Genomic DNA, 24,179 nt, shown 5'->3' on the forward strand with positions numbered 1-24,179 from the left:
AAAATATAAAAATACCCACTCATCACTGCAAAATTAGTGAGAAGTGGGTGTAAGTCAGTCAAAAAGTTTATTTAAATCGATTCGGAAACTCATCAAGACTAATAGAATGGCACCGATGGTTAGTGAGATAAACTCACCAACGGCAATGGTACCCCAGTTAATCCAGAAAGTTGGCCAAAAAGCAGCGTTACCTAGCCAAGCCAGTTCCAGAGCAATCGTGAACATTGAGAACGTCACGATCAAAACACCAGCAACTAATTTGCCATAGAAATTTGAAATATGCTTGGCGACAAAGTAAAGGACTAGCATGGTCACAAAAGTTGATAAACTGCCCCAGATAATGTCAATGATCCCGTATGGTGAAGCCAGATTGGCAATGGCAACGCCGAGGGGGACAGCGATCACGTAGCGCTTGTTATAAATGGCCAATAGATTAAGCATCTCTGCCAGTCTTACCTGGACAGGTCCAAAACTAAAGGCTGCCAAGACCGTCGTGATAACGACATAGAGTGCAGCGATGACAGCAACCCGGGCGATATCCGCTACCGAGTTGATGCCGAAGTGAGTTGTCTTAGAATTCATCGTAAATTCTTCCTCCGTTTTGAGATATTAAAATGAGTGCGATACATACAACAGTGGTATACGTTACCGTATTTAGACCTTAATTTCAAGTTAGGCTTCCGAATTAAATCGGCGTTTCAGCTTATCTTCGCCATATTGAAAAACCTCCGCTGGGTCTAAATCATATTTACTGCAGAGAATTAAGGTTTGATCAAAAACGTCACATAGTTCTTCTTTCAGATGATTTCGGAGTTCCTCAGCAGTTGCCTTGTGTTCACCAGGGTGATCACGACCAAGTTCAATGGTGCGGACGACTTGGGAAAGTTCGCCCATTTCCTCAGTTAAAAAGTTCATCCGGATGAGAGGATTGAACCGGTACCAGTTCCGTTCTTCGTAAAATTGCTTGATCCATGCTTGGTGTTCTTGAATAGTCACAAAAATTGCCTCATTTCCCGGGAAATTTAAAACGGCGTTCCCACTAAAGGGAACCGCCGTTTTATTTATATAATTGAATTGTAACACATTAACCAGCTTGCAAAATCCATAGGAAGATGACGAAGACAACGGCTAAACCGTACATAATCGGACTGACTTCCTTACCACGTCTTGCTGCGATCATTGAGAGCGGATAAGTAATGAAGCCTAAAGCAATCCCATCTGAAATACTGTAAGTCAATGGCATCCCAACTAAAATCAGGAAGGCGGGAGCCGCAACTTCGAACTTTTCCCAGTGAATGTTCTTCAAGGATTGTGCCATTAACGTCCCAACAATGATTAAGGCAGGGGCAGTTACTTGGCTAGTAATGACTGTCAGCAGTGGGGAGAAGAATGAGCCTAATAGGAACAATACCCCGACGACCACAGCCGTAAACCCGGAACGACCACCAACGGCGATCCCAGCGGATGATTCAACGAAGGCGCCCATTGGTGAAGTCCCAAGTAAAGAACCAACAACCATTGTGGTAGAATCGGCTGTCAAAGCCCGACCAATACGAGGAATCTTGTTGTCTTTAACGATACCGGCTTGTTCGGTCAAACCAACCAACGTCCCGGTAGTATCAAAGAAGGTCACCAGTAAGAAGGTCAAAACGACCACACCTAGCTGCAAGGTATTGATGTGACCCACGTTCATCAGAGCGACCCCAAAAGTGGAATGAATACTTGGTACGCCAGAGACCCATTGAGATGGTGCATGAATCAAGCCGGTTGATAAACCAACGATGACGTTGATGACCATCCCAATGAAAATGGCACCCGGCACTCTAGCACTCATTAAAATGATGGTGAGGAGTAAGCCGATAATGGTTAACCAAGTTGAGCCAACGTGTAATGAACCTAAACCAATCATGGTTGATTTGTTGGCGGTAACTAAACCACCGTCACTTAAACCGATGAAGGCGATGAATAATCCAATCCCGGCACTGATGGCCATTTTTAAATCACGAGGGATGGCGTCAACCACCATCTCACGAATTTTAAACGCGGTTAGAATCATGAATAAGATAGAGGCAACAAACACACCAGCCAAGGCTGTTTGCCAAGGAATCTTCATTCCTAAAACAACGGTGTATGAGAAGAAAGCGTTGATCCCTAAACTAGCGGAAATGGCAATCGGATATTTGGCAACGATTCCCATTAAGAAACAGCCAAAAGCACTAGCTAAGGCGGTGGCAGTGAAGACAGCCCCCTTGTCCATGCCAGAAACCCCTAAAACGTTGGGGTTAACGAAAAGAATGTAGACCATCGAAATAAAAGTGGTCAAACCTGCTAGGAATTCCTTCTTATATGATGTCCCTAACTCATCGAACTGAAAGTATGACGCGATTTTTTGGCCCATAAGAATTAACTCCCTCTTCTAAAATAATTGCTATAATGTTCGTGTTTCATCAAAAGAAACCAGATATTATAGTAACATTATTTTATATCGTTTGCAATATACGAATAATATTTATTTTAAAAAACAAATGTTCGGAATTTGCTGAAGAAAATAGTTGGAATATAGTGTAAAGTAATTACGGAAACTAACGAAATGAGGTTAGAGATATGACAAAGTGTTTAATTTTAGGCATCGATCAGCCAGTGGCGCAGTTGGTGGCTAAACAGCTGACTGGGCTGGAAGTGGTCGGCTTTTCTGAAGTTGATAAAAGCGCTGATTTTTACGTCGATGCCCGTAAAGCAGCTTCTTATATGGAAGCAGTTAAAGGAGTGGACGTCATCTACTCCGATTTCGTTGGAATGGATGTTGATTGGAAGTTAGAAGCCGTCTTCACCGCACTTCGAAAGCAGCAGCAAACCGTCAGAACCGTGATGCGCTCGGTTGCGGGTATTGATCAAGAAGTTGATGGCCCGCTTACATATTCCGGGATTACCGATGTTAAAGAGTTTCTCAAACAGCAACGTTATGGCATTAAAATTGTGGATGAGGCTGAGATGCCGTACACCGTCTTACGGCCGATTATCGATGATCAAGTTGGATCTGCTGAGGTCCAACTCATTAATGAAGGACAGCCGGTTCCAGTAAAACCGGTTAGCGTTGCAGCGTTTGCGCAGGTAGTGGTTGAGGAGATTCAAAATGGGACTCATGTTAATCAATCGATTGCAGTGGTAGGAAAATAGCGTCATTAAAAAGGCTCCCGAAACAGAATGTTTCGGGAGCCTTTTCAAGCCAGCGTTAATGCACCAGTTTAATTAACTTATAAATCACATAAAGTGTACTGAAGCCACAAATAGCATTGGTTGGAATCCAAACAAGGTTCTCTATGAGTGTAAGATCTGGAGCCACTTGCAGCGACCAAATGACAACGAATAGTCCAGCAAGTAACTCTAGCCAAGTAGGTACAGTTTTACGGCTATCCTCTATTAACAAGTGGAGAAGATGCTTTGTTTGCAGCAGATTCTTAAGTAAAATGAAGTTCAAAATTGAAAATAGCAGGCATAGTATTGCCTTAACATAAATGGTTACATCTAAAAAGAGTGTAGCCCCAGTTGCTACCAGCAAACTGATTAGTAGGATTAAAATCCGTTTTATTGATATGACCATGATTTATAATTGCCACCTTTAAATTGGAAAATATGTGCTTTTTAGGACGTGATGGTTGCTTTTCCCGTCATTATTTGTTGGTAATATGGTTGGAATGAGCTGCTAAGTGGGCAGAAGTAGTGCTACACCAACGGCGGGAGTTAAATGACTCCTCAAGCCGCTTCTTATTTCCACTTAAATCATCGGTCATGGTTCATCTTAGATAGTTTCCTTTTTTACGAGCATTGAGTACAATTAAGCCTATAGAAGCAAAGGCGTCTGTAACAGCGATGATAGACGTTAAAAGTGCTAGCCAAAGTGGATGATAGAAAATGGTACCGATTAATAAAATAAAAGTAATTGTGTCTAACGGTCTAAGGCGCCGATTCCAGTCATCGTAAGGTTCAATAAACACTTTTGAAGGCTTTATAGGTCTCATCGATGTTCCTCCACTATTTTATTAGTTTTTAACTTTGATGAACGTCTAGTGACGCATTTCAAAAATTCACCATTTTTGAATGACGCAACCTCCTGAAATTGAGGTTACATTTTATTACTAGGACGCGCGAGGAACGCTTAAGTTACACGAGTTTACGTAGGGTTTACGCTGTAAAAATGATAAGCAATATCAAAAAGCACCTCAATTTTATATAGCTGCGTGTCATTATAGTTATTGTTTAATATGCCGCCAGACTTTAGGATCTAAAAGGATTGCCACTAAAATTAGCAAACCACCAATCGCTTTGGTCGTCAGCGTGTAATTGAGTCCGAACCCTAGTAATAATATTCCTAGACAAAAAATAATGTTAGATAACATTTTTTGCATTTCTACTCCCCATTCTTTAATTCCGTTTTGACATTGTTTTAAGCGTTTCTTACTCCTTATGGTCACCTATCATGGTTTATCTTAGATAGTTTTCTTTTTTTACGAGCATTGAGTACAAGTAAACCTAAATAAGCTAAAATATTTACAAAAAAACTGATTGAGGTTAGGGCTGTCAGCCAAAGTGGATGATAAAAAAAGGTAATAAATATTAGAACCAAACCAATCGCCGCCAGAGAATCAAGACGCCGGTTCCATTTATCGTAAGGCTTAATGAACACTTTTGAAGGTTTTCTAGATTTCATCGCTAGTCCTCCGCTATTTTATTTCTTTTTTTTTTCCCCCGCATTAGAAGAATGCAATAGCATAGCAATTCTTCTAAAATTGGTGAAGTTACTCATCTACATGAGCGTAAATCTAATATAACGCTAGAGTAGCGCCTTGAATAGAAACGTGGCGTTTACTTAACGACATGTAAACTGGAAGTAGCCCTGGACACAGGTATCCATTTTAAACAAATGAATACCTATAAAGGCTATGAGTAAAACTGCTATATGTTATTATCAAATGGCTAATTAATGTAACAGACAACGTGGAGGTATGTTATGCAGGAAACTTTAGGGGCACGCTTGCGTGAGGCACGAAAAAGTTCTGGATTATCGCAAAATGATGCCGCAACCATTATGCACATTTCGAGGCAATCATTTTCAAAGTGGGAAAACGACCGTGGCTACCCCGATATTGATAACTTAGTCTTTTTAAGTCAGTTGTACGATGTGTCTGTCGATAGTCTTTTAAAGGATAATGATGAGATGAAGGCTAAGATTGGCGTAAATAATATCGAGATCCATGAGAAGCCAAAACAGTTAAAAAAAGTGAATCGAAATCTATTTCAAAATCGCGATGAAGGTTTGATTTTAGTCATGTTAGCTCTCATTTCGGCAATTGTCCCACCGGTCGGGATACTACTACCAGTATACGTGATGTGGCGAAACAGTCGCTATAACAGTCTTTATAAGACAATCTACTTAGTTTGTGCGGTAGTGATACTGATTAGTCTTTGGGGTACTGGCATTATTGTATCCGACAATTTTTTTGCACCGCAGACACACGTTTATAGAGTGAACTAGTTGGTCGTTTCATTAGCGGCTAAACAACTCAAAGAAGCCTCCCGAAACAAATCTGTTTCGGGAGGCTTCTTGTCAGTAATTAACTGATTTACTTATTTAACCAAACGCGCATTTGACCATTTTCACGGTTAGCCCATGCATAATAGGGCACTAAAGTCAGCTCAGTTGACTGGGTGGATTGGTCGGATTCTTCCGTATACAAAGGACCGTCATCACTATCAAGTTGTACCTGGTTAGCGTTGACTTTAACCACTTCAACACCGTTTAGCAGTTTATCCTCATAAGCACTGCTTGGCTTTGTCTTGGTGTCCACTTCATACGTCCACAGTGGGGCTGGATTATCGGCTTGTTCAGCTGCGTAAACGATTGGGCCGCGCTGAACCGCAACCTTACCGAAGTCAGCACTGGCACGGTTGTTTGCCCGCATGAACTTCACGCGCATATCCAATGAAAGATCAATCGTTGTCGACTTATCAGTAATATCAAAGTAGATAAACCCATCTTTGACTGGTTGGGTAGCAGTTTTGCTATTGACTTCTAAGCCAAAGTCAGCCGACCAGCTCGGAATTCGGAGACCTAATTTAAAGGTTTGGCCATTAGGATTTTTAATCTCATAGTGGATATCGCCATTCCAAGGGAAACCGTTACTTTGATTAATTTCGATACCGTCGTCAAACTGAGCATCATTAGAAATGAACTGGTGAGATAAAATCGTGTTATCTTCAGTTACCGTGTAAAGATACTGATCAACTGATGTAATGAGCCGTGCTAAGTTAGCAGGGCAGCAGGCACAGCCGAACCAGTCAGCCCGGTGGGTCAGTACGTGAGACTTACCTGGATTACCCTTGCTGGCTGCGGGATCTGCTTCCAGTGGGTTGACGTAGAAGAAATGTTTACCATCTAGCGCCATGCCGCTTAAAGCACCGTTAAAGAGTTCCTTTTCCAGTACGTCAGCGTATTCACCCTTTGCCCGGATCGAAAGCATTTGCCGAGCGAAGAACGACATCCCAACGGATGCGCAGGTTTCACCGTAGTCAGTGTCATTAGGCAAATCGTAATCGTAAGTGACGGCTTCACCAGTGGTGGTTTGGCCGATATTACCGGTCACGTACATTTGCCGTTTGACCAAATCGTTCCAGAATCGGTCGCAGGCATCAAGCAAGGTTTGGTCATGTGTGTAACGGGCAACGTAGGCCATCCCAGTGCACAGGTAAACAACCCGGACTGCGTGTCCATGGGGCACTTTTTGATCCTTGATCGGCTGTGCAGCCAAGTAATATTCACGTTTGAAGGCGCGTATGCCCGGAATCAAGTCACGATCTGGCGTTTCACCGTCTGCTTTGATCTGTTTTTCAAAGAATGCTGGATCTTGACCACGCTGATTCAAAAAGTAGTGGGCTAATTCCAGATATTTTTTGGTGTGAGTAACTTCGTATAAGCGAGCTAATGCGAGCTCAATTTCAGGGTGACCATCGTAGCCAGAAATCTTGCCATCATCAAGGCCAAAGTTGCGGTCAATGCAATCAGCCATGCGGGTGGCAATGTCTAAGGCCTTTTGATTACCGGTTTCCTGATAGTAGGCTACGCCGGCTTCAATGTAATGGCCCATGGTGTAAAGCTCATGAGACTGCTGCAGGCGTTTGAACTTTCGCTCTGGCGCGTCAATTTGAAAGTAGGTAGATAAGTAGCCATCGTCATCCTGTGCTTCAGCAATCAAATCAACCAGCTCGTCGGTAATCTTCTTTAAGTCTTTGTTTGAATGATAACTGAAAGAGTATGCAGCGGCTTCCAGCCACTTATAGACGTCGGTATCTTGGAAGGGGAAACCATAATGGTGGCCCTTCATTTTACCGGCGGCAATTTTCAAGTTGGCAACAGCGTGACTGTTCTTGTCTTGACCATTATTTTGCGGATCTTCCGCGATTGCAATATCAGCTTCATCATTCATCACTTGCCACTGGTAAGGTAAGACCTCTTTAACGACGAGTTCGCGATAACGTTTCCAAAAATCAGAGGTGATTTCCACGTGTTTTAATTTGGGCGTTGTAAAAACTTGCATTGTAATTCCTTCCTTTCAATTCTCTTAATTAGTTAGCACTTTCAGCAGTTTGGGCTTTTTCTGCGTTTCGTTTAGCTAAGTCAGCTTTAACAGTTGGTTCATGATTTTCCCACTTACGGTAGACGACCATGAGAATCAAGCTAATGGCGTAAATAGCTACGGGAACCCAGATAAAGGAAACGTGAATACCAGTTAAACTTGCTGCTGTCTGGTGAGCACGAGCAGCGGTAAAACCAAAGGCCTTCATGATCATTGAAGCGATGAAGGAACCAAAGCCGGAACCCATTTGAATACAGAATGAAGCACCAATGGCAGTTAAGAAGCCGTTAGCCCGGATACCGGTCTTCCATTCACCAAAATCAACGGTATCACCAACCATGGCGAAGAACATCGTGCAGGCACTACCAGAACCAATACATGCGAGGCACCAGCCAATCAAAGCTGAGGTAACGTTAGTACCCGCGAAGCCCATCCAAATTTGACCAACCATTGTTAAGCCAAGCATGAAGACGGTCGTGCCCCATTTGTGTAAGTATTTAGCGAAGAACGGTACGGATGCCATCCCTAAGACTTGGATAATGGAGAAGCCGTTGAAGAATGAAATTAAACCTTTGTCGTTTAAATTATACTGGAAATAATATGGCAGTGCTGAGTTACGGACAATGAAGGCTGTCCAGTAAGTTAAGTTAGCCAATACGATCAGAATCCATGGCCAGTTTCCCTTAGTGGCTTTCAAACTTTCCCTGATTGTAATGATTTTTTCTTCTTCAATGTTTTTTTCACGCATATCGAAGAAAGCGATAATCAGTAGGATAAAGGCAACGATGGCATAAACACCAACGGCCAATGACCAGCCGCGCTGCTCGTTACCATGACCCAGTAAGCCGGCAAATGGAATGATGAAAGTAACGGCGAAGAAGTTACCGACGTTACCTAAAACCAGCCGGATAGAGTTGGCAGCCATCCGATCATCAGAATTAGAGGTCAGGTTAGGTAAAACTGACGTAATTGGTGTCGACATAGCGGTATAGGACAAGTCGGCTAAAATGTACATGACACCCGCATAGAGAATTTTTGCGGTTCCGCTCAGAGCAGGTGTGGTGAACAGTAACCAAACAAAGACGGCAAATGGCAATGACATCCATAGGAACCATGGCCGGCTCTTACCATATTTACTGTGGGTGTGGTCAACCAAGATCCCCATGACGGGTGCCCCAATTGCATCGAAGAACCGTCCTAGGAGTAACAGTCCCCCAGCAGTACCAACACCGATGCCGAATACGTTAGTGAAGAAATACAGCATGTAACTACTGATGATGCAGTAAAGCAAGTTCCCAGACATATCGGTAAAGCCATAAGTTATTTTCCGGTGCCAGGGTAACCGGTCGTTATTAAGCAACTCACTGGCAGCATTGGCGTTTGGATCAACGTGATTTGCATTTGCGCTCATAATTAAAACCCCCAAATTTTATAGTGGTACTTTGATACTTAAAAATAAACCTAAAAATTGCTAACCCTTTTGAAATGCTCGGTAAAACACAATTGCAAACGATTTCAAATTTGGTACCTTCTTTCAAATCCGGATTAAGTTTCTGTGCACAATTAAATAGTAAGCGTTTTCAAACGATCAAAAAAGGGCTATAATGGCATAAAGAGTTACTAAATCCGACTAAACTAATATTTTAGACTTAATTTTGTGTATAATTTATGGCGGTTGAAGCGTTTACATACTACTGTTTTCGACAAATGGTGACGGTTTCCGACCTTTAGAATTGATATTCATTTTAAACATTTGGTGACCATTTCCGACTGCCACGTTAGGAGGCTTGTATTATGCTATTTTCAACATTTACCTTGTCAAAGACGCTGTTATATTACAAGGGTGGCGAATTTAAAGCTGATGGTCCTTGGAAACATAAAGAAATGTTTCACAAAGGCGACTATGAACTCATTTTTTGTATCAAGGATCCACTTTATCTGCAGGTTGGCAATGAGCGGTTAACGTTACGCCAAAATGAGATTCTGATCGTGCCACCGTTTACAACAATGGTTGGTTACAAAAAATCAGCTAACGTCGATTTCTACTGGGTCCACTTCTTTTCACAGCAGCAGGAAAAAATGCTGAATGTTTAAGCTCAGGACTTATTTTCCAAAATTCAAAATAAAGACAGTGACCATACCGATAAGCAGCTGTATTTGCCCATGCAATTCAAATTAGTTGATTACGAACAGACCACTATTTTGATTCACCAAATTTTGTCGATTCATAATGAGCTTTCCTTTATAGAAGAGCGGGATTACCTGGTATCAGCATTGTTGATCCAGCTGTACAATTCTTATTGGCATCATTTTGATTTAAGCGACGACGAAAGCTCACGAATCGATTACGTTAAAGAGTGGATTCGGGCTAATATCTCAAATACGCTGACGGTTGCTGAAATTGCTGAAAAAGTTCATCTCAATCCAGATTATTTAACGCGGTTATTTAAACACTGTACGGGAATGTCGACGTTAAAGTATCTTAATCACATTAAAATCGAAGTGGCTACGCTGCTGTTGATCAGAACCGAAATGTCGATCAAGGAGATTGCCTACAACTCATATTTCAACGATCCAAAAGTTTTCATGCGCCGCTTTAAGAGTGAGATGGGGCTTTCACCGTCGGAATACCGTAAATCCTATAACTTAATTCATTTAAACAATCCCCACGTTGATCCACAGATTCCAATTCCTAAACGGATTGCAGATTCAATTGATTATATTCCTGAAAACGGCAGTATCCCTGAATGAAAATGGAAAGGAGCAGACATGATGAATCTATTTACCAAACACTTTGCGGGTCAATCGATCGTTTCCTGGGCACTTCAAATTATTTTAATTTGGATTGCTTGGGCTGTGAAATCGCATCAAATTCCTAATAATTTGACCACCATTTTTGGTGCTGGAGTGGTTTTATTACTGATTTATATCAGTTTTTCATTGGACAGGCGCGGTAATCGTCATAAAGGATAAACCATAAAAAGTGGCTCTCATCGGTAGTTTTAAAACTGCCGATGAGAGCCACTTTCATTTCTTAACTATGTGTGTTTGGAGGAACTGAAACTATGTGACTTCTATTTATAGAAATAAATGAGTTATTTCTTCTCTAGACTAGCCGTTGGCTGTAAGTTGAAGAGCTTGGTAATTGCCCAGCTGCCTAAGATCCCAATCAGCATGAATGGGAAGAAGTCCAAACCTTGATTGAAGAGTGGGATAAAGTTACCAGCCCAAGCGTTGATGGCTTTGAACAATCCCATGTTGGCAAAGAATGGTGGCAAAGTGTGAAAGGCATCCAGGAAGGCTGGAATGAACGTTAAAATGATCGTGGTTTTGTAGATGAACGGATTCTTGCCCATGAATGGGTGCAGCAAACCTAAAAAGATCAAAGACATTGCTAATGGGTAGATGAAGCTAAGTAGTGGTGTTGAGTAAGTGATGATTTGATCCAAACCGAAGTTAGCAATGATGAAGGCGCCAATGGAACTGAAAGTTAGGAAGAAATGGTAGCCAAGTTTTGGAAAACGGTGGCCCCAATCTTCGGAAAGGGCGGCCATCAAGCCGATGCATGAAGTGATGCAGGCGAGGAAGGTAACGGCACCGAGGATAGCGATACCAATCATGCCGGTGTAGTGGGCCATGATACCAGAGAAGGCAGTCCCACCATCAGCACTTAACTTGAGGTAACTTAAACTTGAAGCACCAAGAGCAATCAAGAAGATGTAGATGATCGCTTCGAGACCCATGCTGATGGCACCAACTTTAGCAACCGCCTTAGAACGGGCGCCAGTTTCATTCATTCCAAAGAACTTGAGAGCCGTGATGATCGTAACCCCAAAGCCTAAACCAGCAAGGGCATCCATGGTGTTGTAACCTTGTAGGAACCCGTTAATGAGATTGCTACCAGCACCTGAGCCAGCTGGGAAGAGTGAGATTTGACGGATGTCGCCTTTGATAATAAATGCCATGAAGAAGATGAAGGCTAAGAGAGCAAGTAAGATTGGGTTAAGCAATTTACCAACGTAATCAGTGATCTTGGATTGGTTCCAAGAAAGGAGCAATGAGATGCCGAAGAATAAGAATGAGAAAATCAATAATCCCATTTGGTCCCAAGCCTTTGGCAAGAAGGGTTGAATCCCGATGGCGAAGGTTGTAGTGGCCGTCCGTGGTGATGCAACCAGAATCCCTAGTGTGGCGTGAATCATGATTAAGAAGAAGAGGGCGAAACCTTTTCCGGCTGGTCGTGCCAAGTCATAGGCACTGCTGCTACGAGTTAAACTAATGGCAAGAATCGATAATAGTGGTAATAAAATAGCAGTTAACAGAAAGCCGATGGCAGCTGGACCCCAGTTACCGGATGCGAGTTGACCTAGATGAATCGGGAAGATCAAGTTACCAGCACCGAAGAAGAGGCCGAATAGCAGTGACCCTAAAATAATGTATTGACGTTTTGTGAGTGTCGTTTTCATATCAAAAACCTCCTGTGAATTTGGCGGAATAACGGGGTAATAAAAAACGCCCCTAGCTTATAAAAGCTAAGGACGTGTTATCGACGTGTTACCACCTTAATTTTCAACCACCTCGCGATGATTGACTTTGAAAGTACGGCAAGCCGATGCGCGGTCGGTCCACGATACTTCATTGCTGTAATGGGCGCATTCCCAGTGACCACTTCGAACATTCGTCGCGGTCACGACTTGTAGATTACTTTCATCGCTGGGTCGATTACCTCGTCGCACTAATTGAGGCTCCCTGTGAATCTTGCCAGTAACTACTCTTCTACGCATAGTCTTTAATCAAACTATTTAAATATGTGTGGATTGGAAATTTGTTTATGTTGATAATATTAATCATTTAAAATTAAAAGTCAAGGATAAAATTAGATTATTTTAATTTAATCGAATATTTATCTCACCTAAATTTCATGTGAATAGATGGAAGAAAGCAGTGATAATTAGTTGTCAAAAACCGAAAAATAAGCAATAATGATGGGTAATATAGAGATGGTGTTTTGATTAGAAATTATTTGAAGCGGAAAGATGGGATAGGAATGGGAGCTCAGCTCAGCAACCGAAAGATGAATGTTAAACGATTAGTCGTCAAAGTTGGGACAAGTAGCTTGGTTTACCCCAGTGGCGGGCTTAATTTGAAGGTCATTGATCAACTGGCCTTCGCACTAAGTACGCTGTGCGGACAGGGGAAAGAAGTTATCTTGGTTTCGTCTGGCGCGATTGGAGTCGGTTTAAACGCACTTCGGCTAAAGGAGCGACCCAAGGAGATCAGTGAGCAGCAGGCACTTGCTTCGATTGGTCAAAGTAAGCTGATTACGATGTTTAACCAGCGATTTGCACACTATAATCAGACCATCGGCCAGCTTTTGTTGACCCACGATGTGTTTGATTTCCCAGCCAGCAACCAGCATGTGATGGATACTTTTGATAAATTATTGGCTAGACACGTTGTTCCAATCGTCAACGAAAATGACTCAATCGCGGTGGATGAAATGGATCACCGGACCAAATTCGGTGATAACGATCAGTTGTCTGCAATTGTAGCCACTCACGTGGATGCTGATTTGTTGATCATGCTCTCTGATATAGAAGGGTTCTATGATCAAAATCCACTTAAGCACGATGATGCTCAGCTAATTTCAACCATTCATCATATTGATGATGGCACATATGCAGTCGCTGGCGGCCGTGGCAGCCGGTATGGAACAGGCGGTATGGTTACCAAGCTAACAGCAGCGGAAATCATGCTGAAAGATAACCGTCAAATGGTATTGGCAAGTGGCAAAGACCCGGCAGTTATTTTGGATATTTTAGCTGGTAAACCAGTTGGTACCTGGTTTACTCCCGAAGAAAAAGGAGTTTTTCAACATGGCTAACGAAACGATTAATCTGACTCAGTTAGAAAAAATGGGTCAGTTGGCAAAACAAGCCGAAACGCAGTTGGCACAACTATCTAACCAGCAGCGAAATGATGGCTTGATGGCAATGGCAGAAGCATTAGTCGCGCATTCTGATACTATTTTAGCTGCCAATCAGCAGGATTTGGCTAACGCAACTGACCTGAAAGCAAGCTTTGTAGATCGACTGACGTTAACGGCTGATCGGATCAATGATATGGCAGAAGGCATGCGGCAGGTGGCTCAGCTGGCTGACCCCATCGGCAGTGTTGATAAGATGTGGAAGAACGAAGCCGGTTTGATGATCGGCAAGCAGCGGGTACCGCTAGGCGTTATCGGGATTATTTTTGAAGCCCGGCCAAACGTGACGGCTGATGCTTCTGCGTTATGTTATAAAAGCGGTAATGCAGTCATGCTGCGTGGTGGTAAGGAAGCCATTCAAACTAATATTGCTATCAGCGATGTTCTTCGAGGTGCTCTTAAACAATTAGGCGTGGATGAAAACGCCGTCCAGTTAGTTCACGATACGTCTCACGAAGTAGCCAATGAAATGATGGCTTTGACCAAATACCTGGATGTTTTGATACCTCGTGGTGGCCGTGGCTTGATTCAGCGGGTTGTAACAACTGCTAAAGTACCCGTGATTGAAACCGGTGCGGGTAACTGTCACATCTACGTTGATCAGTATGCTGAGCTACAAATGGCGGTTGATATCACGGTTAACGCCAAGGTGCAACGACCATCCGTCTGCAATGCTGCAGAAAAATTAGTGATTCACAGTGCTGTCGCTGATGAATATTTGCCGGTGATCGCAGCAGCTTTGGCGGACCAAGGCGTTCAGCTTCGCGGTGATGATCGAGCAAGAGCAATCGTGCCAAGTATGGTGCCAGCGACGGATGCCGATTGGGACGAAGAATACAATGACTTGATCATGGCAGTCAAAGTCGTCGATTCTGAAGACGAAGCCATTGCCCACATCAATGCCCACAACACGAAGCACTCCGAAGCTATCATCACGGATAATTACCAAAACGGTCAGCGCTTTTTACAGCAGATCGATGCCGCCTGTGTTTACATTAATGCGTCTACTCGGTTTACGGATGGGTTCGAATTCGGTTTTGGTGCCGAAATTGGCATCAGTACCCAAAAACTGCACGCTCGTGGGCCAATGGGGCTGCATGAATTAACCTCAACCAAGTACATCATTTACGGCGATGGTCAGGTCCGCAAATAGTTAAAATGCAGTAAAAGCCTTTTTACATCTCGTTTACCCGATGAAAATTTGTTAAAATGAATGTAAAGAGGCGATGCGCTGTGACGATTAAAACCAACCCTGAGCAATTGGATATGCTTAAATCGCAGATGGATGAGGCAAACCAGAAATCTCATTTTGTTATTTTTGAGTCTACTGAGCTTTCCAGTGGTGATCATTTGCGGTTAATCACTGACTATGACAGCTTTAAAGACATCCGCAAAGCTCACGCAGATCGGGCAACGATGCATATCTTGCAGGATATTGTCCCGATTACGGATAACCTTGCTAAGTGGGCGATTGCGGAAAGCAAAGCGGCACATCAAAACGATGATCCGGAAGCGTTAGCTGATTTGGAACACTATACTAACGCGGTTTTGAAGGAAAATTTGATTCAGGTTAATCAAGAATGAATACTAGCTTTAGTGCAAATAAGAGAGTGTGACACAACTCGGTAGATTCCAGAATTTAACGCAAAAAGCGTATTCCGTTGAACTTTTTCGGAATACGCTTTTTTGCGTTAAATGGCCGGAATCTGAGTTGTGGTATATTTAGACTAGATTAAAGTATTGAACAAAAGCAAACTTTAAATTGTCTTTAAGTCAAGAAACCAAATGAAATTTTTATCAATATAGACTTATGTCAGGGCCTCTTATTTTGGATTTATAAAACAGCAAAAGTTTCACGTGGAACAAATATTTTCCAGTAGGGTGGGTTCAAAATCTCCTTTTCAATGTAACTTAAAGTTACCGGCCAATTCTAATGCTTCCAACCGCTTGGTTCCCCAAGTAAACATGTCTTCGATAATAGGCATCAGACTTTCGCCAGTGGCTGTCAAGCTATAATAGGTGGCTTTGCGGTTGTTAGCGATTTCCTCACGGCGAGTGACCAAGCCATCTGCAGTTAATTCTTTGAGTTGCTGCGCCAGCATTTTATGAGTGGCGTCATCCAGCAAGCGTTGGATTTGGTTAAACCGCATGGTGCCATCATGGAATAAATGATAAATAATGACGATTTTGTACTTTCCTGAAAACATCGAAAGTGTGTATTCCTTCGCACAATCGAAATCCTTTTTCTGTATTTTTTCCTGGGTGTATTTCCTTAACGCATCAGTCATAGAATCCCTCCAAAACAGTTTTACATTTTAGAAGCATATCTCAGCATCCTGACCAGAGCAACAAATTCGCTTTAGTATATAAATGTTACGGAAATATGTATAGGCACAAAAAAGTGCGTTATTGTCAGTTTGCTCCTGAGCCGTAATAATAGAATCACATACAAAGGAGGAAACATGATGAAAAAAGTTGCAGTTGTTGTTACTGATTTAGTCGAAGACGTTGAATTCGTTGATCCCGTAAATGCGATTCGCGATGCAGGCCACAATGTTACAATCATTGGCTTTGAGAAAGGGACCGTTACTGGTAAGCACAACACAGTCATTACCATTGACAGATCGATTGCGGATGTTAAACCGGAAGACTTTGATGCACTGTTCATTCCTGGTGGCTTTTCACCAGATCAATTACGTGCGGATCAGCGCTTTGTTGATTTCACTAAGCACTTTTTGATGAATGATAAGCTGATTTCAGCTCTTTGCCACGGCCCGCAGTTAATGATTCAAACTGGTTTAGTTCATGGTCGCACCATGACATCTTACCTAACTGTGCAGCCAGATCTCTATTACGCAGGGGCCCGGGTGGCCGATCAGCCCGTAGTGATCGATGGTAACTTAATCACTAGTCGAGAACCAAAGGATATTCCGGCTTTTAATCAAGCCTTGCTTGCAGCATTAGCAAAGTAAACTAAACAGCCCCCAAACGGTTTATCATGACCAAGCACGGCAGGTATTTTCGGACAAGTGTTTGACGCAATAACCACTAAATAGACGGCAACGTCCTGAGCAGCAAGTAATCTGCTATCAGGATGTTGCCGTTTTTATTTAGCCTGCATTATCGGGATTAAAGGCGACTGGTAAACAGTTTTTAAGTGTTTGTAATTTAATAAAATTAATTGCATTAAAATGATGTGTAAACCTCAAAAACGACTCGAACAGACGTTCAAATATGCTATGATTAAACCAGTAAAAATTCGAAGATGGATGCAAGTTATTTCGCAATTCGAAACGAGTAGAAAGGAACAAACACAATGACGTTACAATTTGTGATTGGAAAAGCAAGTGCTGACCATGAGAACAGTCTCTTGGCAGAACTGGCAAAATGTCAGCAGGAATATCCTGATGATCAATTTTATTATATAGTGCCAAACCACATTAAGTTCGAATCAGAGGTTCAGGTACTGACCAAGCTGGCTCAACTCGCGGGGGTGGATAATGACGCGTATGCTCAGTCTGGCGTCCAGGTGCTGTCGTTAACGCGGTTGGCATGGTTCTTCATGAAAAATGCGCCTGCTTATCAATTGCCACGAATTTCTCAAGCTGGGATGAACATGCTGGTCTATCAAGCCATTCTAGATCATCAAGACGAACTCCAACTGTTTGCTGGTGAGGCTGATCGGCCCGGGTTTATCAGTTTGCTGACGCGGCAAATATTAGAACTGAAAACGGGTCAGGTCAGTGTTTTAGATCTTGATCAAGTCGCTAAACAAATGACGGGGACCAGTGCGGATCTGGATGCTAAATTACATGATTTGGTCTTGATTTATGACAGTTTTGAGCAGGCTATGACCAATAAATACGTCGCTAATACTGACTTATTGAATCAGTTAAGTACTTATTTAGAGCAGGTTGATTTGAGTCATGCTCATTTCTATTTTGATGGGTTTTCTCAAACTCAGTTCTCAGCACAAGAAATGAAGTTGCTATCAACTCTGATGCAACGCGCTTCAGAAGTGAAAATTGCTCTCATTCTTGATCAGGGAACGCCCAGCGCTGACACGATTAATGAGCAGAGCCTTTTCTATCAACCTTCGCGGACTTATATGCGGTTGTACCAAACTGCTCGAGCATTATCAGTTCCGGTTTTACATGATATTAAAGCGTCGGATCCACGAACAGTACCAGAGTTGCAGCACCTGGAAACCTATTGGCAAACGACGGCTACGGGGGTCACTTCTACTCAAACTGAAACGCTTCAGCAGACTGATTGCATTCAAATCATCCAAGCTGATAATCGCTATGCTGAAGTTTCCCGGGTAGCCACGATGATTCGCCAGTTAGTGGCCGAAAAAGGCTACCGATATCGTGATTTCCTAGTCTTAACCCGCCACTTAGATCAGTATGAAACTATCTTGGCGCCGATTATGAACGCTCAGGAAATTCCTTACTTCAGTGATGTGCAACAATCAATGGCCGATCATCCGCTGGTCGAGCTGATTGACGCAATTTTTGAAATTAAGCGCAAGCATTTTCAATACGCCGATATTATGCGACTGTTGAAAACAGAACTGCTGATTCCTAAAACTGCCAAGGATCAATTTATGGCGATTGACGCCTTTCGTGACGCCTTATTTAAGACTGAAAATTGGGTGCTTAAAATGGGGTATCAAGGTTCACGTTGGTTGCAAAAAGCAGACTGGCCATATGCTCAGCTAAGAAGTGATGATCTGGGCACGGTCACTAGTGCTGATCAGGTCACTTCCGACCAGATCAATGGTATTCGTCGGTTCGTTCGTGATACGCTGGTCCCTTTCTATCAAAAACTTGATCAGGCTAAAAATGGCCGGGAAGCTGCAACGTTATTGGTCAATTTTATGACCGAAAACGGGGTTAATGATCAGTTAATGGCCTGGCGGGACCAAGCGATTAGTGATGGTGATTTAGTACAAGCGGGCCAGCCAGAACAAGTTTGGCAGACTTTTTGTGACCTACTAGATGAGTACGTTACGATCTTAGGCGACCGAATATTTTCAGCGCCAGATTTTCTCTCCCTGTTACATGCTGGTTTTGAAGGAGCTAATTATTCCCAAATTCCATCAACATTGGATCAAGTGGTGATTTCTGAAAGTGGGATCATCCAAATGAATAACCGAAAAATCACCTTTATGATTGGGTCTACCGATAAAACGATGCCTGATACCACTTTACCAACTCATTTGCTAAACGATCAGGACCGTCAAAAACTGACGTTGCCAGAAGGTGAGTATCTTAACGATGGCAGCATCATGACCTTGCAGGGAGAGCCGTACATTAACTATCTGGCGTTTATGACACCTAGCGAACGCCTGATTTTTACCTATCCGATTAACGCCGGTGATGATGATCAAAATACAATTAGTCCTTATTTGGCGCGCATTCAAAGTCATTTTAATTTACCGATTATTAGCCATACTGCAACACCGCAGGCCAATCAGCAGGATCTCAAGCCTTATTTAGGCGCTAAACGGGCAACGCTGCGACATTTGATTCAAGCTAGTAATGATAGTCGCGACCGGAACGTGCGGCTGAGTTCTTCCTGGCAGTACGTTTACCGGGTGCTCAGTAAGGGCGAGACGCAAGCTCTGACCGAAAAATTGTTAGGTAGTATCTCATATCGCAACGTTCCCGCGCAGTTAGATGCCGAGATCGTGACTGGATTGTATGGCAATACCATCAATAGTTCCATTTCTAAACTAGAGGAATTCTATCGGAATCAGTACGCTTACTTCTTGAAGTACGGGCTGAAACTACGTGAACGAGACGAATTTGAATTGTCACCAGCTAACACGGGGGAATTCTTCCACGCTGCAATGGATCAGTTAATGAAACGGGTCAATGCAGAAAACATAGATTTAGCGAACTTAGATGATCAGCAACTGAATGAGCTGATTGATGAGATTACTGGTCAAATTTTAAATGATCCCAAGAATTTACAGTATGCCATTTTAAATAGCAGTCATCGAATGGCCTTTATCAAAGGACAGTTGATTGGGGTCGTTCGGCAAATGGCTTCGACCTTTCATAAACAAAGCCAGTACACGCCAATGCGGGCCCGTAAAACCGAGGTGCTGTTTGGCCACATTGGCGCTGAGGATGGATTACCACCACTGGAATTTAATTTACCGAAGAAAAAGCAGATTCAGGTTCGTGGAAAAATCGACCGAATTGATACGCTGAAATTACCCAATAGCGAATACATTGGCATTGTTGACTATAAGTCCAGTGAACATACGGTTAAGTTCAACGACATCTATGAAGGTATTGCCATGCAGATGATGACTTATCTGGATGTGGTGCAAAAGAACATGGCGTTGATTGCCGATGACCCGGATGCGCAGCTGGCTGGTGCGCTCTACCTGCACTTGCAGAATCCGCGGTTACGGCCAAGCGATATCAGGACGGACATTGCCAGTGCGCTATTAGCTAAAGAACGCTATGAAGGTGTCTTAGTTGCCGATGATGAGTTAATTCACGGCCTCGAACCGCAGTTAGCAGTCAGTCAAGCAGCTAAGGTCTTTCCGTTCAAGTTAAAGAAGGACGGTTCCGCTGCTAAGTCAAATTCAATTATTACTATGGATCAATTGCAAAACCTTTTAAAATATACTGAGATGAAGATCACCGATGCTGGCCAAAGTATTTTTGATGGCCAGATTGAATTGAATCCCTATAAGCCGCTGAGTGGACCAACAGCGATGACGAATTCGCCATACACTGCCATTATGCAGTTTGACCCGATGTTGCCGGAAAACAGTTACCGGGTACAGACTGCTTCAGCCAAAGCGGATGAGATCATAAAACGCATTGCAGAGGAGGTTAACGACCGTGAAATACACTAAGAGTCAACAACAAGTGTTAGATACCCACCAAACTAATTTACTTGTATCAGCCTCTGCTGGTTCTGGGAAAACCCGGGTACTGGTGGATCGAGTGATCAACATGATTTTGGCTCACGAAAGTCTGGAAAACCTCCTCATTGTGACCTTTACCCGGGCCGCGGCTGCTGAAATGAAGGACCGAATTGAAAAAGCACTTCGGCAGCAGATCAGTCAGGCAAATGCAGCTGAGCAGCGTTATTTATCCCGGCAACTAGCAGTTTTGCCGGTAGCTGACATCAGCACGTTAGATGCATTTTGTCAGCGAATTGTTGAGCGCTATTACTATTTGATCAATCTTGATCCCGTTTTCCGGATTCTAGGTGACCAGTCAGAAAGTGCGTTACTGCAGGATGAAGTCTGGAACGATGTGCGTGAACAGCTGTACCAAGAGGACGAAGGCGGCGCGTTTAAACAACTGGTTCAGAATTTTTCCAACGACCGTTCTGACGACGGACTCACTGATAAAGTGATGCAGGTGTTTCAATTTATGGGTGCTAAGCCCGATCCCAGTGCGTGGTTGAAGACCTTAGCTGAACCCTATCAGGTTGACGGACCGCTCATGCAGAGCCAAATCGTTCAAGAGCAATTGTTGCCACTGATTCAACAACAGTTAGATACTGCGAAACAAGAACTAACGCAGGCGCGTGACCTCGCCGAAGATGCTGGGATTGACAAAGCAGTGGCCTATATGGACAGCCTGCTGTCGCCATTATCAGAATTCAACATGGATGAATTGTCTTGGAACGGCTTACGTTTAGGCCTCAATGAATTTCCTTGGGGACGGCTGCCATCGATTGGGAAGAAGGCAGCTGAGTATGATGACTATCAAGCCATTAAAGAAACATACGTTACTCACCGAGACAATGCCAAGGATGCACTTGAAACCGCGGCTAAACTAATGCCGTTACCCGAAGAAGAAACGGCAGAGGCGATGAATAATAGTCGCGAAATTGTGGCGGAATTAGCGGTGGCCGTGGAAAAATTTGCGACTGCTTATGATGCTGAAAAACGTCGGCGTCACGTGTGGGAGTTCAGTGACATTGAACATTTTGCACTGCAGATATTACAAACTGAAACACCTGAAGCTGTCGCTGTTCGTCAGCAGCTCTCCCAGGATTACCACGAAATAATGGTGGATGAATATCAGGATACTAACGAATTGCAAGAAGCCATTGTCACCACTTTGGCACATGATCATCCGGGTAATTTATTTATGGTGGGTGATATAAAGCAGTCGATTTATCGTTTCAGGCTGGCAGAACCGAAATTGTTTATTGATAAGTACAACCGGTATCAGGAAGACCCTGAGGCTGGTAAGGAAATTACTTTAGCGGAAAATTTTCGCTCAATGAAAAACGTCGATGATTTTACCAACTTAATTTTCACCCAAATCATGGATGAACAGTTAGGTCAGATTAAATATGCCGGATCGGCTAAATTGGTATATGGTGCGAGCTATCCTGATTCACTGCCTAACGTGGCTTCATTAATGATCTACGACACGGAGGCACCTAGTGAAGCGGGTACGGACGAAGTACCAGATGGCGACGAAGGTCAGGTGACCTTAGTGGCACAAAAAATCCGTGAGTTATTAGCACAAGATACCCAGATCTGGGATCGGTCCAAGCAGGAACTTCGGTTGCTAAAATACCAGGATATTGCCATTATTGCTTCTACCAAGAAGAATAATCTGGAGATTCAAGATCAATTTGGAAGGGTGGATATTCCCGTTCAAATCAATGACGCTCAGAGTTACTTTAAAACCACCGAAGTACAGATCATGATGTCGATGCTGCAGATTATTGATAATCCGTACCAGGATATTCCGCTAGCAGCGGTGTTGCGATCGCCCATTGTTGGGCTAAATGAAAATGAATTGGCCTATCTCAGAATTAGTGATAAGACGGATGATTACTATTCTTCGCTACTGCACTTTTACGATCACTATCACACTCAATATGCCGGCAATCAATACGCTGACAGTCTGTATCCCAAAGTTCAGAAGTTTTTGGAACAGCTAAACCAGTTCCAAACCACCGCCCGGCAAAAGCAGTTAGCAACGTTGATCTGGCAAATTTACCAAACCACCGGCTTTCTGGATTATGTTGCCGGGATGCCAGCTGGGCCACAGCGGCAGGCCAACCTGCATGCCTTGTACGAAAGGGCAGCTGACTACGAAGCAAACGGGTTTAAAGGCCTTTTTCAGTTCGTTCGGTTTATTGAACGGATGCAGAAAAACGAGCATGACCTCGCTGAAGCTAAAACGAGAGCGACAGAAAATGCCGTTCAAGTTATGACGATTCATGGCAGTAAAGGTCTGGAATTTCCGGTAGTGTTCTTGCTGAATGCTTCAAAGAAGTTCAACCTTCAGGATCTCACTGACAAGGCGATCCTCAATAATCAGTTGGGTATAGGAATCGATTATTTTGATTCTGAAAAACGGGTCACCGCGCCAACTTTACCCAAGTTAGTTATTCAATCAGCTACCCGAAAAGAAGCGCTGGCCGAGGAAATGCGTAAACTATACGTAGCACTGACCCGTGCTGAACAGCGGCTTTACATTGTGGGTGAGTGTAAGGGCCAAGACAGTCTGTTGAAAGGCTGGAGTGCAGCTAATCATGATGATTCTTTGGTACTAAATCCCAATTTGAGAGAAAAGACTCACAACTTTTTGGACTGGATCGGGTTAGCACTAATGCGCCATCCAAACTTTAAACTGAACCCAGAACAGAAAGTGTTACCCGCTTTAAAAGATGATCACACCCAGTTTGAGCTGAACTTCTATTCCGCTGATGATCTAATTGGTATGGGCCCACGCTTAAAGGCCGAAACAGGTGAAAAGTGGCTTCAAGATTTAAAGGAACAGTCCGAAACGACTGATTATACCGACGTGAACGTTGATGAAATAGATCAGCTGATGTCCTTTAGCTATCAAAATCTGGCGGAGACACAAACGACTGCTTACCAGTCAGTCTCCGAGATCAAACGGCTGTTTGAAGACCCCGACTTAAAGCAGCTAGGTGATTATCAGCCAGAATGGCAAACAGCACAGGGCGGTAATCGCTTTGTGACGCATGAACTTGAACAGCCCGCCTTCATGCAAACAATCAACGCACCGACTTCTGCTGAAGTTGGGACGGCCACCCATTTAATCTTTCAAGAACTGGATCTATCAAAGTCCGTTGATCTGGCTGCCATTCAAGCTGTTATTAACCGCTTAGTGGAGCAGAAGGTGATGCAGCAACCAGTAGCTGAACTCATTAAGCAGGAACAAATCGTGAACTTCTTTGCCAGTGAATTTGGTCAGCGAATTTTACAGCACCAAAGCAGTCTGAAACGGGAAACACCGTTTTCGCTGTTGTTACCAGCGAAGAAGGTCTTTGCAACGGTGCATGATGAAGACGCGAAAATCTTAATTCACGGAATTATTGACGGGTACTTTTTGACTGAGGACGGCATCACGTTGTTTGATTACAAGACGGATTATTTACAGCCAACGGATGCCGGAATCGAAAAGGTGAAGCACCGTTATGAAGGCCAGCTGAGACTGTACGCATTGGCATTAGAAAAAATGCTGCAGCAACCGGTACTTAACAAGTATCTTTACCTACTGTCAATAGACCGGCTAGTGCAGGTTTAGTTG

General features: G+C 43.3%; 19 protein-coding genes and 1 pseudogene. 10 read left to right on the top strand and 10 right to left on the bottom strand.

Going from position 1 to position 24,179, the window contains the following annotated elements; all coding sequences use genetic code 11:
• Positions 1–54 precede the first annotated feature (54 nt).
• The 3 genes from HC026_RS07425 to HC026_RS07435 all read right to left on the bottom strand — a co-directional run bounded on the left by HC026_RS07425 (position 55) and on the right by HC026_RS07435 (position 2,398).
• Positions 55–582: a QueT transporter family protein gene (locus tag HC026_RS07425; RefSeq protein ID WP_168925360.1), complete on the bottom strand. Its 528-nt coding sequence runs from the start codon at positions 580–582 to the stop codon at positions 55–57.
• Between the two features lie 90 nt (positions 583–672).
• Positions 673–996, bottom strand: coding sequence for a MazG nucleotide pyrophosphohydrolase domain-containing protein (locus HC026_RS07430; protein WP_168925361.1), 324 nt, complete (start codon positions 994–996; stop codon positions 673–675).
• 88 nt (positions 997–1,084) lie between these two features.
• Positions 1,085–2,398: an NCS2 family permease gene (locus HC026_RS07435; RefSeq protein ID WP_168925362.1), complete on the bottom strand. Its 1,314-nt coding sequence runs from the start codon at positions 2,396–2,398 to the stop codon at positions 1,085–1,087.
• Between the two features lie 206 nt (positions 2,399–2,604).
• On the opposite strand from HC026_RS07435, the gene HC026_RS07440 reads away from it, so the two are divergent.
• The gene (locus HC026_RS07440) at positions 2,605–3,177 is read left to right on the top strand and encodes an NAD(P)H-binding protein (protein ID WP_089121613.1); all 573 of its coding nucleotides are present in this window, start codon (positions 2,605–2,607) and stop codon (positions 3,175–3,177) included.
• Between the two features lie 1,073 nt (positions 3,178–4,250).
• On the opposite strand, the gene HC026_RS07445 is transcribed toward HC026_RS07440, so the two are convergent.
• Together HC026_RS07445 and HC026_RS07450 are read right to left on the bottom strand one after the other, a co-directional pair.
• Complete coding sequence (locus HC026_RS07445; protein WP_168925363.1) at positions 4,251–4,406, bottom strand: hypothetical protein; 156 nt, start codon at positions 4,404–4,406, stop codon at positions 4,251–4,253.
• Between the two features lie 62 nt (positions 4,407–4,468).
• Entirely contained in the window at positions 4,469–4,708 is a 240-nt protein-coding gene (locus HC026_RS07450; RefSeq protein ID WP_168925364.1) for a hypothetical protein, read from the bottom strand.
• A 300-nt stretch (positions 4,709–5,008) separates the two neighbouring features.
• Between HC026_RS07450 and HC026_RS07455 the strand changes: the two genes are divergently transcribed.
• On the top strand, positions 5,009–5,533 hold the full coding sequence (locus HC026_RS07455) for a helix-turn-helix domain-containing protein (protein ID WP_089121607.1): 525 nt from the start codon (positions 5,009–5,011) through the stop codon (positions 5,531–5,533).
• 88 nt (positions 5,534–5,621) lie between these two features.
• Here the strand turns inward: HC026_RS07455 and HC026_RS07460 are convergent, their stop codons facing one another.
• Together HC026_RS07460 and HC026_RS07465 are read right to left on the bottom strand one after the other, a co-directional pair.
• The gene (locus HC026_RS07460) at positions 5,622–7,592 is read right to left on the bottom strand and encodes a glycoside hydrolase family 127 protein (protein ID WP_168925365.1); all 1,971 of its coding nucleotides are present in this window, start codon (positions 7,590–7,592) and stop codon (positions 5,622–5,624) included.
• A 28-nt stretch (positions 7,593–7,620) separates the two neighbouring features.
• Positions 7,621–9,042 carry an MFS transporter gene (locus HC026_RS07465; protein ID WP_168925366.1) on the bottom strand — a complete coding sequence of 474 codons (1,422 nt, stop codon included), beginning with the start codon at positions 9,040–9,042 and terminating at the stop codon, positions 7,621–7,623.
• Between the two features lie 383 nt (positions 9,043–9,425).
• Between HC026_RS07465 and HC026_RS13100 the strand changes: the two are divergent.
• Positions 9,426–10,382, top strand: a pseudogene (locus HC026_RS13100) (helix-turn-helix domain-containing protein).
• A 21-nt stretch (positions 10,383–10,403) separates the two neighbouring features.
• Positions 10,404–10,604 carry a hypothetical protein gene (locus tag HC026_RS07480; RefSeq protein WP_168925369.1) on the top strand — a complete coding sequence of 67 codons (201 nt, stop codon included), beginning with the start codon at positions 10,404–10,406 and terminating at the stop codon, positions 10,602–10,604.
• Positions 10,605–10,726: 122 nt separating this feature from the next.
• Here HC026_RS07480 and brnQ read toward each other — a convergent pair whose 3' ends face one another.
• Positions 10,727–12,097 (bottom strand): branched-chain amino acid transport system II carrier protein, encoded by a 1,371-nt coding sequence (gene brnQ / locus HC026_RS07485; protein ID WP_168925370.1) that lies wholly within the window; start codon positions 12,095–12,097, stop codon positions 10,727–10,729.
• 96 nt (positions 12,098–12,193) lie between these two features.
• Positions 12,194–12,367: a hypothetical protein gene (locus HC026_RS13180; protein ID WP_456300133.1), complete on the bottom strand. Its 174-nt coding sequence runs from the start codon at positions 12,365–12,367 to the stop codon at positions 12,194–12,196.
• Positions 12,368–12,678: 311 nt separating this feature from the next.
• Here HC026_RS13180 and proB point away from each other — a divergent pair, with 311 nt between their 5' ends.
• From proB to HC026_RS07500, 3 genes are all read left to right on the top strand, one after another.
• Positions 12,679–13,515 (top strand): glutamate 5-kinase, encoded by an 837-nt coding sequence (gene proB, locus HC026_RS07490; RefSeq protein WP_168925386.1) that lies wholly within the window; start codon positions 12,679–12,681, stop codon positions 13,513–13,515.
• Positions 13,508–14,770 (top strand): glutamate-5-semialdehyde dehydrogenase, encoded by a 1,263-nt coding sequence (locus tag HC026_RS07495; protein WP_168925371.1) that lies wholly within the window; start codon positions 13,508–13,510, stop codon positions 14,768–14,770. The genes proB and HC026_RS07495 overlap by 8 nt, the downstream gene beginning before the upstream one ends.
• An 80-nt stretch (positions 14,771–14,850) precedes the next feature.
• Positions 14,851–15,201, top strand: a complete 351-nt coding sequence (locus HC026_RS07500) for a hypothetical protein (RefSeq protein ID WP_168925372.1) — start codon at positions 14,851–14,853, stop codon at positions 15,199–15,201.
• Between the two features lie 317 nt (positions 15,202–15,518).
• Here the strand turns inward: HC026_RS07500 and HC026_RS07505 are convergent, their stop codons facing one another.
• Positions 15,519–15,905, bottom strand: a complete 387-nt coding sequence (locus HC026_RS07505) for a winged helix-turn-helix transcriptional regulator (RefSeq protein WP_168925373.1) — start codon at positions 15,903–15,905, stop codon at positions 15,519–15,521.
• Between the two features lie 174 nt (positions 15,906–16,079).
• Here HC026_RS07505 and HC026_RS07510 point away from each other — a divergent pair, with 174 nt between their 5' ends.
• The 3 genes from HC026_RS07510 to addA all read left to right on the top strand — a co-directional run bounded on the left by HC026_RS07510 (position 16,080) and on the right by addA (position 24,176).
• A complete protein-coding gene (locus HC026_RS07510; protein WP_168925374.1) occupies positions 16,080–16,589 on the top strand; it encodes a type 1 glutamine amidotransferase domain-containing protein in 510 nt (169 codons plus the stop codon).
• Between the two features lie 344 nt (positions 16,590–16,933).
• Positions 16,934–20,497 carry a PD-(D/E)XK nuclease family protein gene (locus tag HC026_RS07515; protein WP_168925375.1) on the top strand — a complete coding sequence of 1,188 codons (3,564 nt, stop codon included), beginning with the start codon at positions 16,934–16,936 and terminating at the stop codon, positions 20,495–20,497.
• Positions 20,484–24,176 carry a helicase-exonuclease AddAB subunit AddA gene (gene addA / locus HC026_RS07520; protein ID WP_240891043.1) on the top strand — a complete coding sequence of 1,231 codons (3,693 nt, stop codon included), beginning with the start codon at positions 20,484–20,486 and terminating at the stop codon, positions 24,174–24,176. Before HC026_RS07515 ends, addA begins: the two co-directional genes overlap by 14 nt.
• Positions 24,177–24,179 lie beyond the last annotated feature (3 nt).

Origin of the sequence: Secundilactobacillus angelensis (genome assembly GCF_012641075.1) — a bacterium.
GTDB classification, from domain to species: domain Bacteria; phylum Bacillota; class Bacilli; order Lactobacillales; family Lactobacillaceae; genus Secundilactobacillus; species Secundilactobacillus angelensis.